This window comes from Chitinophaga sp. 05T412, from assembly GCF_056396465.1.
The window spans coordinates 89,813-105,178 of sequence record NZ_JBFTLN010000022.1 but is presented as its reverse complement, the minus strand read 5'-3'; the positions used below and the strand labels follow the sequence as shown (position 1 = coordinate 105,178).

Here is a 15,366-nt window from a genome sequence, read left to right as displayed (position 1 = left end):
CTATTTTTATTGAGTTCATTTACAGATAGTTAGCCCACGGCACCTTATTTGTTGCCGCCCTCCGGATTAAACCCGGTTGCTATGATCAGGAGTTACTTCAAAATTGCTTTCCGCAATTTGGCAAAAAACAGAATTTTCAGTGTTGTTAATATCGTCGGTTTAGCGATTGGTACTACCTGCTGCCTGTATATCATGATGTATGTGATGGATCAATACAGCTATGATAAGCAGCATGATCAGGCGGCCAGCATCTATCGTGTTAACTCCGAATTTGTCATTCAGGGCACGAAGTCCAATATTGCTACGTCTTCGCCGCCCATTGCACCCACCATGAAAAACGACTTTGCCGAAGTGGCGCAGTTTACCCGGGTGGTACCAACTGATAAATTCGGTGTAACGCAGCACCTGTTGCGCTACCAGGAAAAAAGCCTTTATGAGAAAGACGCCGTTTATGTAGATTCCACCTTTTTTGACGTATTCACCTATCATTTCGTATATGGGAATGCGTTAAAAGTACTGGCTGCTCCTTACACAATTGTACTGCTGAAACCAACCGCTGAAAAATTATTTGGAAACACAGATCCTGTTGGTAAAGTAATCGAGATGGACGATGCCTATGGCAAACAAAATTTTACCGTAACCGGTGTAGTGGATGAAAGCCTGGGGAAATCGCATATCCAGGCCAGTATGTTTATGGCGATGAACAGTGGAGGTATGGGCAGCTATACTTATAGTAACGACGCATGGGCTGCCTATAATTACGCGGCGTCTTATGTAAAGCTGAAGCCTAATACCAATGTAGCCGCCTTGAGTAGTAAGTTGCCGGCATTCCTGGAGAGGCATGGTGCACAGCAGCTGAAAGAAATGGGTATGGAAAAGCAGCTATCCCTGCAAAATATCCGCACCATCCATACCACCTCCACTTATAAAAACGAGTTAAGCAAAACGGTGGATAGCGCCTTCCTGAAGATGCTGTTACTCATCGCGGCATTGATTCAGATTATTGCCTGCATCAACTTCATGAACCTGGCCACCGCGCGCGCATCCAAAAGAGCAAAGGAAGTAGGCGTAAGAAAAGTGATCGGTGCAGGCGTAAACGATCTGGTGATGCAATTCCTGGGAGAATCATTTCTGCTATCGCTTTTGGGAGTGGTAGTAGCATTGCCGGTGTTAACTATAGCCCTGCCGTATCTGAATCAGTTAACAGAGGCCTCTATTAACCTGTCTTTTTTGACAGATTACCGGCTTTGGCTGGCATTGGCAGGTATCATTGTTTTCACAGGATTGTTTGCCGGCAGTTATCCGGCTTTCTACCTTTCGGCTTTTAAACCGGTCAGTGTGATCAAGGGTAATTTCAATAGTCATATTTCTGCTGCGGGTATCCGCCGTTTTCTGGTGGTATTTCAGTTTGCGCTATCTATTATATTTATTTCGGGGATCATCGTTATCTATAATCAGTTAAATTTTATAAAGAACAAGGACCTGGGCTTTGAAAAAGGTCAACGCATCATTTTTAATTTTCATACAGATGATACCAAGGCGAAAATGACTGCATTTATGAGCGACTTGCGGGTATTGCCGGAAGTGAAGGTGGTAAGTCGTACGGAGAATTATCCGAGTCAGATGATAGCGCGTAGTTGGCTATATTACCCGGAAGGCGGGAACGTAGGCACCGGAAAAGATTTACCATTCATATTTACAGATCAGTACTTCGTTAAAGCCATGGGTATTCAACTGGTGAGTGGCAGAGATTTCAATGCCAGCGATTCAGGGAGAGTGTTGATTAATGAGGCCGGTGCCAAAGCGATGGGATTAAATCTTCAGACAGCTGTAGGGAAAAGGTTGTATGCGAAGGATAGTGAAGAAGATCCAGTTACTTTTGTGGAGATTGCAGGCGTGATGAAAGATTTTAATTACAATTCACTGCACGATGACATCAAACCTTTGATGTTGCGGTTTAATCCGGCATTTGCGTCCAATCATATCGTCCTGAGTGCCGAGAGTCAGAATTATAGTGCCTTGCTGAAAAAGATAGACGCTGTCTGGCAGAAGAGTTTTCCCTCCACGCCGTTCGAGTATTCATTCCTGGATGCAGAAATGCAGAAACAATATGAAACGGAAGCCACCTTATCGGGCATCATCAACTCATTTACCGGGATCGCCATATTTATATCCGTACTTGGTTTGTTCGGACTCTCCACATTCAGCACAGAACAAAGAAATAAAGAGATCGGTATCCGTAAGGTGCTGGGTGCAGATTTGATGGGCCTTGTTTATTTATTATCAAAAGATTTTCTGAAGCTGGTGGGTATTGCATTTATCATAGCAGCACCGGTGGCCTGGTGGGCCATGAGTAAATGGCTGGAGGCTTTTGCTTACCGGATCAGCCTCAACTGGTGGATGTTTGCAGTGGCTGGTGCCATTGCCATGCTGGTGGCGCTTTGTACAGTAAGCTTCCAGGCGATTAAAGGAGCGGTGGCAAATCCCTTACGGAGTTTGAAAATGGAATAAGCGCATGGTGCTTCGTTAGCAACAAATTATATTCGTTGCATCAGGGCTGCAGGCGGAATGTTATTATTCCGGGTCTGCAGCCCTTTAAATTTTTTAACTTGGCAATAGGGGAAAAATTGGTATCTTGAAATTAATATCTTTATAAGAAAACAGTTTTAACCAATCTTTTAACCGTCTGCCCCCATATTTGTATGACCCAGTTAACTGATGCTCAATTTAGCATAAATGGCAATGCCATACAGCAGTTCAGATCATTTGCACTCAAGCAAAGTATATTCGAGCACCACCAGTTTGAGCTCGTTTGTCCCGCAGAAACTATCGATGGTGTAACAGGTATTTTTACCTCATCCCGGGAGATGATAGGTGCTACTTTTAATGCCCGCATATCTGGCGTAGGCATGAAAGGAGAAATGCAGTTTAACGGCATTGTGACCAGCATAGAAACTTCCCGCGTAAATGGTGAATATGGAGATGTTGTCATCGCAGGATATAGCCCTACAATCGTATTAGATAGTGGTCCTCACTGTAAAAGCTGGGAGAACAAATCTGTAAAAGATATTGCACAGGACGTCCTGAAATTTTTCCCGCAAAACCTGTTGGAACCTAAAATTCAACCGGTATCTAAAGAAAGCATTGAGTATTTTGTTCAATACAAGGAAACCGCCTGGAATTTTCTAAAACGCCTGACGGCAGAATACGGAGAGTGGCTGTTTTGGGACGGCCGCAGGCTGGTAGTAGGGCCTCCGGACGGTGAGGATAAAACCACACTCGGATATGGCAGCACACTGAGCCATTTTAACATCAACCTGAATGCACGGCCTGCGCAAATGCAGTATCTGGGCTGGGACTACCGGAGTAGCCAGTTATACGCCAGCACTCCCGTGAATGAAGCCATCGGGAAAAAAGCCGGCCTGAATTCACTGGGAGAAAAAGTACATGAGAAATCGCAATCACTCTATGGCACGCAACCCAAGCAATGGAGCGTCCGCTATTCCAGCAGCAAAAAGCAACAGGATGATATGGCTACCCTGTTTAATGCGATAGAAAGCAGTAAAATGGTGCGTTTAACGGGTAAAAGTGGCCACCCTGGTATCGCAGTAGGATCAAAAACGGATCTGACCAATCATAATATGTTTAGTAAAAGCTCGGAAGAGTATGGAGAATACCTGGTGACATCGGTAGATCATTATGTGGACACAAAAGGGGAATACAGTAACGAGTTTACGGCCATTCCTTCCTCGGTTTTGCTGCCGCCAGTGACCATCCCCGAGCTTCCGGTGTGTGAAGCACAGAGCGGTATCGTAACGGATAATAATGACCCACAGGGACTAGGAAGAGTGCGTGTGAAACTTCACTGGATGAACGGCGATGAAAAAACGCCCTGGGTGAGAGTAACTACACCGCATGCCGGTGGCGGAAAAGGGATGTTCTTCATTCCTGAAGCAGGGGAGGAGGTGATCACTGGTTTTGAAGGAGATAATGCTACCAGACCATATATCATTGGTGCAGTATATCATGGTAAAGCCAATAACGCTTTCGGTAACGCCGCCAATGATGTGAAAGCGCTGCAAACCCGAAGTGGCAACAAGGTTATCCTGAACGATAAAGACGGAAGCGTATTTGTGGAAGATAAAGACGGCAACAGCGTGAAGATAGACGGCGCTGGAAATATTACCGTGAAGAGTAAAGTGAAAATAGAGATTCTTTGTGGAGATGGCGCACCTAAGAGTTCCATTACACTCACCAGTGAGGGCGACATTACCATCGAAGCCGAAAAAGATATCATGCTGAAAGCAAAAAAAGTTTCAGGTGTAGGATCAGAAATGGTATCCATGGGATCGGGTAGTGGAGAAGGTGATGCGTTCAGCGGCTCGGGATTTACCGTGGACCCTAACGAGGTAAATATTGCCGCCAAAAATAAATTGAGTATTGGTGCACAAACGGAGACTCAGGTCGGCTCTGCAGGAAAACTGACTATTTTGGCTCAGGGCGAATCCATTCTGGCGGGCCAAAAGGTGAGTATTAACTAATCAGTGAAGTATGCAGAACAATGCTATCATGCAACGGGTGCTTCAGTTAAGTGATGTATGGAGCCAGGAAGTGAAAGATCATCCGGAGGTACGCACCTTTATTATGATGGGTGCCAACCTGGTAGAGTATAAAACCATCAAAGGATTTGTGATGTTCCAGGTATCTGAAGAAAAAAATCTGCCAGATACTTTTCTGTTGCATCAACAACCCTTTGAAGACAATGGTACCACTTATGCCGGTGGTTTACTACAACATCTCCATCAGTATTTTCAGCAATTTAATCAGGACAGTAAACTGGTAGCTGCCTATGGCAGTGAGATTGCATGGAAAAATCCTTACCAGGAGAAAACGGGCGTTACCCAGGCGGAGTTTGTACAGGCCTTGTCCAATCTGGCAGTTGCGCTACAGATAAATGGAAAAGACAGTGTATTGGTCATTGTCCTGTTCCCGGAGCAGGTAGATGATTTTGATAAACTGGTGAGCTGGATGTCTTTACTGGCTGCCACTACCATTCCTCCTGCCATACGGTTTTTATTGTATGATAATACAGAAGCCGAATTGTACAAAGGGCTTGTGAAAAATAATCCCACTGCGCGGTATATCAAGCCGGATCTCGATATTCCGGGAGCTATGAACCAGATACTGGAAGAAGCGAAGGCACAAAAAACATCACAGGAGGAAATAGATATTATCCAGTTTCAACAATATTTGATTAAACTAAATGAGGCGGCTACTTATAGCAGTGAGAAGGATTTGCTGTTTTATAAAGAGCAGTGTTGTAACATCACCAGCCGGCATCGCTGGCTGCAACAGGAGGCCATCGTTTATTTCTTCCTCCATAATTTTTACGCGCAGCAACAAAAAGCAAAGGCCATTGAAAGTATCGACAAGGCTATTCAACTGGCGGATGAAGCAGTACATAAGGGCCTGGCAACAACAAATCAGGAACAGTTTCATTACCGGATTGCCAAAGGCAATCTCTGTTATTTCGACAAAAAATTATCGGAGGCCGCCACTGTGTACAAGTCTGCCTTGGCACTGGATCGTAAAGATGCCAACCCCATGATGCTGGCAGGGCTTTATCAGATGCTGGCTTCCTGCCAACGTCGTACCGAAAACCATAAAGCCACCGCCAGTACCTTACTGGCAGGTTGGGAACTGTTATCCGCCATGCCCGAAGAAGAGTTAAAAGAAAATGCCATGGCCATGTTTTATGGAAGGGATATGCTCGAATTGAATGACCCGGAGTTGAAGAAGCATGAACCTTTTATGAACCGCCTATGGGGCGAAAACTGGTTGCATAAGATCCGAAACAGCCACGTATATCAGGAATATGCCGGCGCCGCAGACAATTAACCGGCAGGTAGTTATAAAAAGTATTTTAACCATGGAAAAATCTAAAACAATTGTTTATCTCATTGTAGTAGCTGTGCTTATTTCAGTGGCTTATACCGCCTGGAGTTTTATCAATCAGCAACCCGACAAAAAGAAGTATAAAGATTATCAGCCGGTAACAGCCACCATTACAGATAAAATGGCTGGTAGAGTCAGTCGCTATGGTGCTAAACCTACCCGTTATCATATCTCATTCAAAACGAAAGACGGCAAAGAACATTTTGCTTCCAACATAGAACTGGGCGCCAATTTAACGCCCGGCGATACCGTTACTGTTTATTACAACCCTGCTAACCCCGAAGAGGATGTTGTACTCAGATTACCATAAAGCAATTTTCTGATGGCATACATAAGAATAAAGAACAAACCGTTAACACCCCCACCGTCCATTGACCCAAAGCCGGTGGCGAAACATTTTGATATTGTACTTGGACTGGATTTTCACATGCTGAAAGTGCCATGGCCTTTCACTCCCTGTCCTATCACCCCTTTTGCAGCACTGATCTTCGATCCACTGGATTATATCCATATCACGCTGCCTGCCATACCGGTATATACCCCTGATAAGGGATTTGAAATTGCGCGGAATGTACCCATGGGAGGAACCGTATATTTCAACGGCATGCATAAAGGAGTGGCACAGGGCGCACTTTGGGGAATGCCGTCAGTTCCGCCTTTCCTGGGAAAATTCAAAGGCCTGGGTAAAGTAGTCAGCAAACTCAATCTGCTGCATTCCGTGATACCACATCCTTTGTTCCTGTTGCCAAAATTCTTTCATCCACACGAGGGGCAGTTATCGCATGGCAGTAAAACAGTACTCAGTCAGGGCATGTACCAGAGCACCTGGTTATGCCGGGCCTACTCCTGCCAGGATATCGGGAAAATCCTGATGAATAACCCCATTGGCGGCTTTTATCTCAACTTCCTCACGGCAGTGATGGTGGTGTTGCCGCTGGGTAAACCTGTATTAATAGGGGGGCCTAAAGAAGAACAGCAACTGAAACTCTCGGATCTGATGAACGCCCTGTTTTTTTTAGGACTGGTGCATGGACTGAAGTTTTCGTTGAAAATGCTGGGGAAAATATTGACCAAAGTATTGGCAAAAATAGAGTCCCGTGCGCCTAAGTTCAGCAAATTCAGGGCTGCGGTGCAACCATCTATCTGTAAGTACCTGGGAGAACCGGTGGATGCCGCCAGTGGTCATATGGCCAGCTACCTGGAAGGCTTTAGTTTGCCCGGCCCTATTCCTTTTGCGTGGGACGCCAATTACTACAGCGATAGCCACTACGATGGTCCGATGGGAAAAAATATCTATCACAGTTATGATATCTCCTTGCTGGTAAGTGAGGAAGATGGGGCAGTGGTGATGAATGATACCGCTGGCAGGCCGGTAGTATTCCCATTGCTGGAGCGGGGCTGCAGTTTTTATAATCCTAAAGAAAAGTATGAACTGCACCGCACGGAAACAGGGGAATATTATGTAAGCGATAAAAACGAATTACAATATCATTTTAACCGCCCTGTTTATAATGATCAGGGACACGGAAAACTGCGTAGTATCACCAATGGCAATGGATTTTCGATCCGGTTTTATTACAGCCCGGAAGGTCTGTTGGAGAAGATTACAGACAGTGCCCACCGCGATATCTTTATCCGGTATAATGAAGATGGTTTAATCACTGCCTTACAGGTGCCTCATCCGGAATTAGGAGACAAGGGTATACTGGTGGAAATGATGCGTTATACCTACGGGAATAAAAACGACCTCAAAGAAATGTATAATGCCGAAGGGTATTATAATGCTTTTCAATGGGAGGGACGGCAAATGGTCTCCCGCCGTTTTAATGATGGCACTACATTTACATTTCAATACGACCGGCATAGCCGTTGCACCGCGGCTTTGGGCCCGGAAGGGCTGTATAGCTATACCTTTGATTACTTTGACGGATATACGGTTGCGACCAATAGCCTCGGGCACAAAAAAACGTACTACCATGCCGGTGGTATTGTCCACAAAATAGTGAATGGCTATGGCGCCACTCAACTATTCTCGTACGATGAAGCAGACAACCTGGTAGCCGAAACCAATGAATTAGGTGTTGCTACTACCTACGAATATGACGAAAGAGGTAACCTGACCAGTTTGCAGTTACCTGGACAAGGAGCCGCAAGTATTGCCTATAATCAGCACCAACGGCCTGTTACCGTTACGCAGCCTAACGGGGGAATATGGCAGTATGAATATGATGAAGCCGGCAACCTGGTACAGCGTACCAATCCACTGGGAGCAGTCACGAAGTTTGAATATACTGAAGGCCTGCAAAGCAGGATCATTAATCCGCTTGGAGCGGCTACCGAGCTGCAGTATAATGCGCAGCAACTGTTGAGCGAGGTGACTTTACCGAATAGCAGCAGGATCAAATATAGCTATGATCTCCTGGGGCGGTTGACAACGATTACAGACCCCGCAGGGGCTGTTTTTCAGCGGGAGTACAATCTGCTCGGTAACCCGGTGCTGGAAAAAGACAACAGCGGTAATACCGTCAATTTGCAATATGATAGCATGGGTAATACCATTGCCTTCAAGKACCGGCATCAGTCGGTCGCCCTTCGTTATAATTTCTTCGGAGATATAGTAGAGCGGCGGCAAGGTAATACAGTCGTTCAACTAGGTTATGATAAAGAAGGACAATTACTTCATATCATCAATGAACACCGGGAAACTTACGGCTTCGAACTGGATGAAGAAGGCAATGTTTTGACCGAAAAAGGTTTTGACGGACTAATGCGGCAGTATATACGTAATGCCGGTGGCCAGGTAATGCGCACCACGCTGCCAGATGGCAGTCAGCAGGCCTATGAATACACCGCAGCCGGACAGATAGCGACAGTATACTATGAGAAAGATGGCAGCGCTGAAACCTTTGGTTATAATGCAATGGGGCAACTCATCAGTGCGCAGAACAGCCATGCATCTGTACAGCTACAGCGTAATCTGCTGGGGTTAGTTACACAGGAAACCTGCAATGAACAGGTAGTCAACAGCGAATACAATCAACTGGGGCAGCGCACTGCACTGAAAAGTAGCATGGGCGCCGCATTGAGCATGCAGTATAACAACACCACGAGCTGGTTGGAAGAAGTGGAGGCGAATGGTTGGCGTACACAATTAAAATATAATAGCCTGGGCCAGGTAACGGAACGATCCATGACCGGTCGCGTGACCCAGCAAAATCAATACGACCTGTCAGGCCGCTTGGTGGATCAGGTGACCACCAAAGGTAACAAACGGCTGCAACGGCGCTACTCCTGGGATGGCGACCGGATGGCGGGTATCCACGACAGTACTTCGGGCGCTAAACAGTTCAGGCATGACACCTATGGTAACCTGTCTGAGGTGATCTATGGCGATGGCAACGTGGAATATCGTACGCCCGATACCGTGGGTAATTTATTTGAAACCCCGGAGCAAAAAGACCGGACCTACGACAAAGGTGGAAGGCTACTGAGAAGTAAAACCGCCACTTATAAATACGATCAGCTGGGCAACCTGGTACACAAAAAAGAACTAAGCGGCAAGGTCTGGGAATACGAATGGACACCTTCAGGCATGCTGTCAAGTGTGCTGCGGCCAGACGGAGAACGGGTTAGCTTTAAATACGATGCGTTAGGCAGACGTATTGAAAAGCGATACAAACACACGATCACCCGCTGGATCTGGGATGGAAATCAGCCACTGCACGAATGGAAGGAATTCGATGCGAAGGAAAGTAGTGCAGATGATCTGATCACCTGGGTGTTTGACGAGAATAATTTTTCGCCAACAGCTAAAATAAAAGGGGACAAAAAATATAGTATCGTTACTGATCATATAGGTACACCCATACAAGCATATGATGAAACCGGAGAGTTAATCTGGCAGCGGGAAATTGATAGCTATGGAAATGTGAGAATGCTGCACGGAGATGCGGGATTTTGTAGTTATCTTTATCAGGGGCAGGTGATGGATGTAGAAACAGGCCTGGCGTATAATCGGTTCAGGTATTATGATGGTGAGAGTGGAGGGTATATAAGCCAGGATCCCATTAGGTTATCTTCAGGTGTGTTTAATTTATATAGCTATGTTGCGGACATTAATAGCTTAGTAGATGTTTTTGGATTAGCACCCGGTGATATAGCCTTAGGACTAGACCCCTATTATAAAACACTTGCCACTCAAACAAAATCTAGTTACTGGAGAAATTGGGCAAGTGATGGTATTACAAGAAGATCTGTTACTAATAGATTTGGAAGAGCTTTTCATCAGGCAGTAAAAAAAGCAAATCAAATACATTTTGAAACACAAGGAATGGGCGATTTGAGTGAGGCCGTTCGTTTAGGAAAAGCGGGATTTGATCCTGTTACTCATAATATGACAAATGCAGAGATTCACTACATTGCAAGTAATCCGGAAGTGTTGAAAAAGACCATTTTTTATAAAAAAGGAGTTCCAATTGAAGGAGATGAATTAGAAAATCTTAAAAAATCATTAGCCAGAGGTTGCCATGGATAATATACAAGAATACAACAGGAAAAAATTGAAATCATTTGAAACGTTTTTAAATCGTTGGCAAAATGTATCAGCAAGAATTTGGGAATATCGTGTTTCCCATACTATCATCGTTATTAGATTAGAATCATCGGAAGTAAAGGGCAATTTGCATATTATAGGAATTGAACCCATTTACTACAAAGGGCTGTTTAAATGGGAAAATTGCAGCATAAGAATTGAATATGATGAGACCTTTAAAATAATCGATGAAGTAAACGGAATCGAGCTGCAATGCGCTGATATTGAAATAAAGGAAAATTGTAAACCGATATTTTAATAGCGCTACACCAGGGATGATAGCCGGCTATCGGATATGACAAGAATTCGATAAGTTATGACTAGTTATATTGACGCTAATAAAGAGGAGCAGGAATATATCGCTGTGCTGAATGGGAGTAAGTGCAGAACATATTCGTGCTTCAAGAAGGAATTAGTGGCTGCCTTTTCTCCACCAGAAGAGGCTTCTGACAATATTAATGAAATCAGTGGATATATTTTTTCCAAATGGCTTGGGTTTAAAAAGATTAAAATAGTAATTAACAATACGGGAAGTCTGAGAAAAGAAGAAAAACAGTTTAATGAAATGATGAGGTTGTTAAACAAGTGGAAGAATTTTTGGGAATCAACTCCCCCAAATGAACTGAGTATTGAGATATCTTAAGGAGAGGGATGACATGCTTGAAATTAGAAGGATGGAACTATTGTATAAAATAGACTTGCAGCAGTATCAGGAAACCTGCAAAAAGAATATTTCGAATTATTCCGTTGCTACTTTAGGCGAGCATTTAATTTGGGGAGATGTGCTAATGTTGGGAAATGAAAATGCTTATTTATCGTTCAAGGCTGATGTTGTTAAGCTTTCTTATGACTTGTACGATGTTTTGAAGAAGTTAAAAGCAGATGAGAAGCAGGTCTGCCACTTATATCATCCATATGAGCTTTATGAGTTGGAAGTGAAAATGGAAGCMGGTAATGTATCATTAAAGCTAGATAGAAAGAAGAAAGTTACATTTCATTATGATGATTTTTGCAAGGAAATTTATAAGCTAAAGCAAGATGTCATGAATGATATAAAAATTCTTTTTAAAGATTATCACAACATTAGCAACATAGAAAAGTTGTTTTCGATATTATTAGAAAAATAAAAAGAGAGCGGGATAAAACCTCCTGGAACAACGCGTGTCGATAATTGGTTAAGTGGAATATAAAGTGAAAATGGAAAATGTAACACCAGATCATCTGGCAATGATCACCAAGCCTGTAGACAGTTTGCCCGGTTTTGAAAACCAAACATGGTTTAAAACACTTCCTTGGAAAGCGCAGCTGACCGATGCAAATGGAAATACTCAATTTCAGCTCAGCTATTGTGGCGAGAACGCGGACGGCCTTATTATCAATAAGCCAGAGCATCCAATTATTGTTTATGCAACAAATTCGGATACCGGTGAGAAAGTAACGCTGTTTGACGGGCGTGTTCACGGATATGAGGCACTTCTGATAGAAAATTTTGAAAACCAGGTACCGTCGAAAGAGTTGATATATGAGGATGAAGATGGAAACGTCAGTTTTCAGATTTATCTCTGGGCGGCATTCAATATTGATTTTGAAGATGAGTATCCTGGTGAAAAGCAGATAAAACTAATCAATGGTTCATCGGCTGATATCGGGTGGCTGCAAAAGAACGCCTTTGATGCATTTGGAATAATAGTGAAAAATAAACAGCAGCATTATTTCACGGCCCTGGAGTTGGAATTGGCATAGGGAAATAACGGGTAGTGAGCGATAATATTTATAAAGACTTTTCTCATTGGCTTAAAGGATACCCATGCCACCGCCATCATCATGGCACTTCATACAAAATCAAAAATCCGGCTGGCGAATGAGTTAGTCGTTAAGGTGGGATATATTCATCCTAATGGATAATCAACTGTTGCCGTAAAGTAACGGGAAAGGGGCGACACCAGGCCGCCCCTTCTAAAGTTTATTTCGTCAGACTACCCTTATCGCCCGGCTTTGATGCTGGTAGCTTCGCCGGTGGCACGGATCTCCAGCTTCACATCTGCGCCATTTTCACCAGAGTATTTTCCATCGAACGTGATTTCATTTGCGCCGTTCGACAGCACCGGCAGCGCTTTATTCAGCGCTACTGTTTCCAGTAGTTGCCATTGCTTATTGTATAAGCGTACCACCTTACCATCACATTTCAGGAATTGATTTCTTTTAAGATGAATAGGTAGTACCAGGGCATCCTGTTGATTAATAGTGATAGATACCTGATCAAACGTAACATCCGGATCGGCGTCTTTGGCAGGAGCCAGCGAAATAATAAAAGCAACCGGTTGACGGGCAACCGGATTATTAAACTGGAAAGTAGAGGACACGGGCTCGCCGGGTTGTTTTAATTTGCCGGTATGCGTGAAGTATGCGTTATATACCGGCGTAAGCAGGTACGTATCATTGGCGGTCTGCTCGAGGTGAAATTCATGCTTCAGGCTTCGCATTTCTTCTTTCTGTGCTTCGCTGAAAATGTTTTTCATACGGGCCTGTTCCCAGGTTTTAATGGTGCCAAGCAGCTGATCTTTCATACCATGTTTCTTCAGCGTTTCCAGGCTGGTAGATAGCCCGAAGCCAGCATTGTATCCTGCTCCCATGGCCAGCATCCATTCTATATCTTCCAGTGCAGTTTCCGGGCGGAGGCTGAACCAGCCCAGCATAGAAGGCATCAGATTCCTGCGGAAAAATTGCTGGTTTTTCAGACGCAGCTGCAGCTGACTTTCCCGGAAGCCGGCGTACCAGGGTTCTCCCCAGTTCATCCGGGTATAAATATGCCAGAAGTAGTGTCCTGGTTGGCTGGCGTCGTTGATTACCTTGCCTTTTAATTCAGGTTTCAGTTGGTCATACCAGGTTTTGGCAAATAACTGTTTGGCATATTGTCCCATGCCGGAGGATAAACAACCTTCGAGTCCATCGAAAGAAATCTGCATCAAACCGGTTTCATTAAACAGGCGCGCAATGGTGGTCGACATTTCTTCCTGCAGCGCATAGTTGGTTAAAAATACTTTATAGGCATGGTCCATTAACTTTCCGATGCTATCATTTTTCGAATGTGCAGTAGCACTGGTGCCGAAGGCGCCGCGCTGACAATCCAGCAGTTTCCAGGGCGCAGAGGTAGATACATTGCTATACCGGATAATTTCGTTTCCTACTACTACGGCCTTCAATGTGTTATTCTGAAACTGATTAAAGAAAAGCGGATCTTCTATGCTGATCTCTTTTGTAGTGGCATCAAGGGATTCACTGATGCGGGAGTACCCTACTTTAGCCAATCGTGGATCAGGTACGGGCGTTACATACGGATCATTGGTCGTGATGAAGTTGGACAGGGTATGTACCCCGAGCCGTACACCGGCTGCCTTTGCGGTTTCCACGCACTGCTTCATGCTGGCCCAGTTCTGAGGGAACTCCTTGCTATTTAGTTTGAAATGTCCCCAGTTATCAAAAGGACCGCCATGATACAGGTAGCGCAGGCCTGCTTGTTTGGTAACAGCAATGGCTTCGGGAAGATTCTCTACGCCAAAGTCCATGATCAGGTAAGATTCAGAGGCATGTATGGCTTGTTTGCCCCATACGCCATCCAGCATCGGGTGGGGGAGTCCTTCTTTTAATTCTATTTGTGAGATGGTGGGCAACACGTCGCCATTGGCTACTCCAAACAGTGCCACTTTGCTGCCAACCACGCCGCCGTCGTTGAAGGCAGGGGCTACATAAGCGGTATGTCCCCAGTTTTCAATGATACGGTCTTTACTACGGTTGCGGCAATATGCCTGTAATGAAGCGCCATATTCGGTGGGGCGTGCTACATCTCCCCTGAACAGTTGTTTATGCAGGTCATCATCTTTTACATCTATTTTATTACCTCCTTCAAATACATCGTAGGAAGGTTCAATGTCGCTTTCAGCAGTAGGGTATCCGCCCAGTGTTTTTATATTCAGCGCCTGGATGCCGATGGCGAATTCTTTGTTGCGCACCACCCCCACTACTTCTCCGACCGTATCAGCGATGGCAACAGGGTACGGACCCCACAGCACCAGGTCTACGTTGGCAGCAGGTGTCAATTGGGTGAGTTCAAAGCTGATATATTGATCATTGCGCTGCACTTTTACTTTTGCTTCCACACCTGCCTGCGGATATGACAACATCAGTTCTGAATTTTTTGCATTCCAGGTACAGGTAGTGGGAGCGAGTATATTTCCATCTTTTTTAATACTCATCAGCGCGTTGGCCTTGTCGGCGACAAGATATTCCTTTTGCAGGGCGAGGCTTTTCATGCTCGTCAGTTTGCCTGCATGGTCCAGCTGAAGGCTCCATTGTTTGGTTTTCAGATTCACCTGTGCATCTGCCGGCTGTATAGCAGCAGTTGCCAGCAGCGCCCCTAATAGCAGTGTTTTTTTGAGTAGTTGCTTTTGTATCATCTCGGTTTTATAAAAAGAAATTTAGTTGATATAATGCTGGCAGCAGGTAGCTGTCCGGGGGGAATGGATGAAGTAAATACCAAGATGCGCATTACAATTGGATTGTATTGCACTTATATTGACTAAAATCACCGTTTTTTTTGCAGGTTCGGAATTTTTTTTGCCTGGTGGGTGCTCATGTCTATGTGCCCGCAAAAACATTTTTTAATTATTTTTTTATTTCCCTTCACCCTTTTTGAGCATTTGAATGACCTATAGGCAGAAAGCTGAAGAACAACACTGCCCGGCCCGGGAAAGTCTGCCGGGAGCAGACAGCGACTATTGTTTTTGGGAGATTTATTTATAATAGGGGGTTTTCGGCATAAA

At 44.6% G+C, this 15,366-nt stretch carries 10 protein-coding genes; 9 read left to right on the top strand and 1 reads right to left on the bottom strand.

The features are described 5' to 3' along the window. Positions 1–81 precede the first annotated feature (81 nt). From AC1DFM_RS32805 to AC1DFM_RS32765, 9 genes are all read left to right on the top strand, one after another. The gene (locus AC1DFM_RS32805) at positions 82–2,511 is read left to right on the top strand and encodes an ABC transporter permease (protein WP_477081012.1); all 2,430 of its coding nucleotides are present in this window, start codon (positions 82–84) and stop codon (positions 2,509–2,511) included. A 191-nt stretch (positions 2,512–2,702) separates the two neighbouring features. Beyond that, positions 2,703–4,541: a type VI secretion system Vgr family protein gene (locus AC1DFM_RS32800; protein WP_477081011.1), complete on the top strand. Its 1,839-nt coding sequence runs from the start codon at positions 2,703–2,705 to the stop codon at positions 4,539–4,541. A 10-nt stretch (positions 4,542–4,551) separates the two neighbouring features. Then, entirely contained in the window at positions 4,552–5,898 is a 1,347-nt protein-coding gene (locus tag AC1DFM_RS32795; RefSeq protein ID WP_477081010.1) for a hypothetical protein, read from the top strand. Positions 5,899–5,929: 31 nt separating this feature from the next. Then, the gene (locus tag AC1DFM_RS32790; protein WP_477081009.1) at positions 5,930–6,265 is read left to right on the top strand and encodes a DUF3592 domain-containing protein; all 336 of its coding nucleotides are present in this window, start codon (positions 5,930–5,932) and stop codon (positions 6,263–6,265) included. Positions 6,266–6,277: 12 nt separating this feature from the next. After that, positions 6,278–10,489: an RHS repeat-associated core domain-containing protein gene (locus AC1DFM_RS32785; protein WP_477081008.1), complete on the top strand. Its 4,212-nt coding sequence runs from the start codon at positions 6,278–6,280 to the stop codon at positions 10,487–10,489. Continuing rightward, positions 10,482–10,805 carry a hypothetical protein gene (locus AC1DFM_RS32780; RefSeq protein WP_477081007.1) on the top strand — a complete coding sequence of 108 codons (324 nt, stop codon included), beginning with the start codon at positions 10,482–10,484 and terminating at the stop codon, positions 10,803–10,805. The genes AC1DFM_RS32785 and AC1DFM_RS32780 overlap by 8 nt, the downstream gene beginning before the upstream one ends. A gap of 57 nt (positions 10,806–10,862) precedes the next feature. After that, positions 10,863–11,189 carry a hypothetical protein gene (locus tag AC1DFM_RS32775; protein WP_477081006.1) on the top strand — a complete coding sequence of 109 codons (327 nt, stop codon included), beginning with the start codon at positions 10,863–10,865 and terminating at the stop codon, positions 11,187–11,189. A gap of 31 nt (positions 11,190–11,220) precedes the next feature. Further along, entirely contained in the window at positions 11,221–11,673 is a 453-nt protein-coding gene (locus AC1DFM_RS32770; RefSeq protein WP_477081005.1) for a hypothetical protein, read from the top strand. Positions 11,674–11,743: 70 nt separating this feature from the next. After that, on the top strand, positions 11,744–12,289 hold the full coding sequence (locus AC1DFM_RS32765; RefSeq protein ID WP_477081004.1) for a hypothetical protein: 546 nt from the start codon (positions 11,744–11,746) through the stop codon (positions 12,287–12,289). A 239-nt stretch (positions 12,290–12,528) separates the two neighbouring features. Here the strand turns inward: AC1DFM_RS32765 and AC1DFM_RS32760 are convergent, their stop codons facing one another. Beyond that, a complete protein-coding gene (locus tag AC1DFM_RS32760) occupies positions 12,529–15,000 on the bottom strand; it encodes a hypothetical protein (protein ID WP_477081043.1) in 2,472 nt (823 codons plus the stop codon). Between the last annotated feature and the right edge of the window lie 366 nt (positions 15,001–15,366).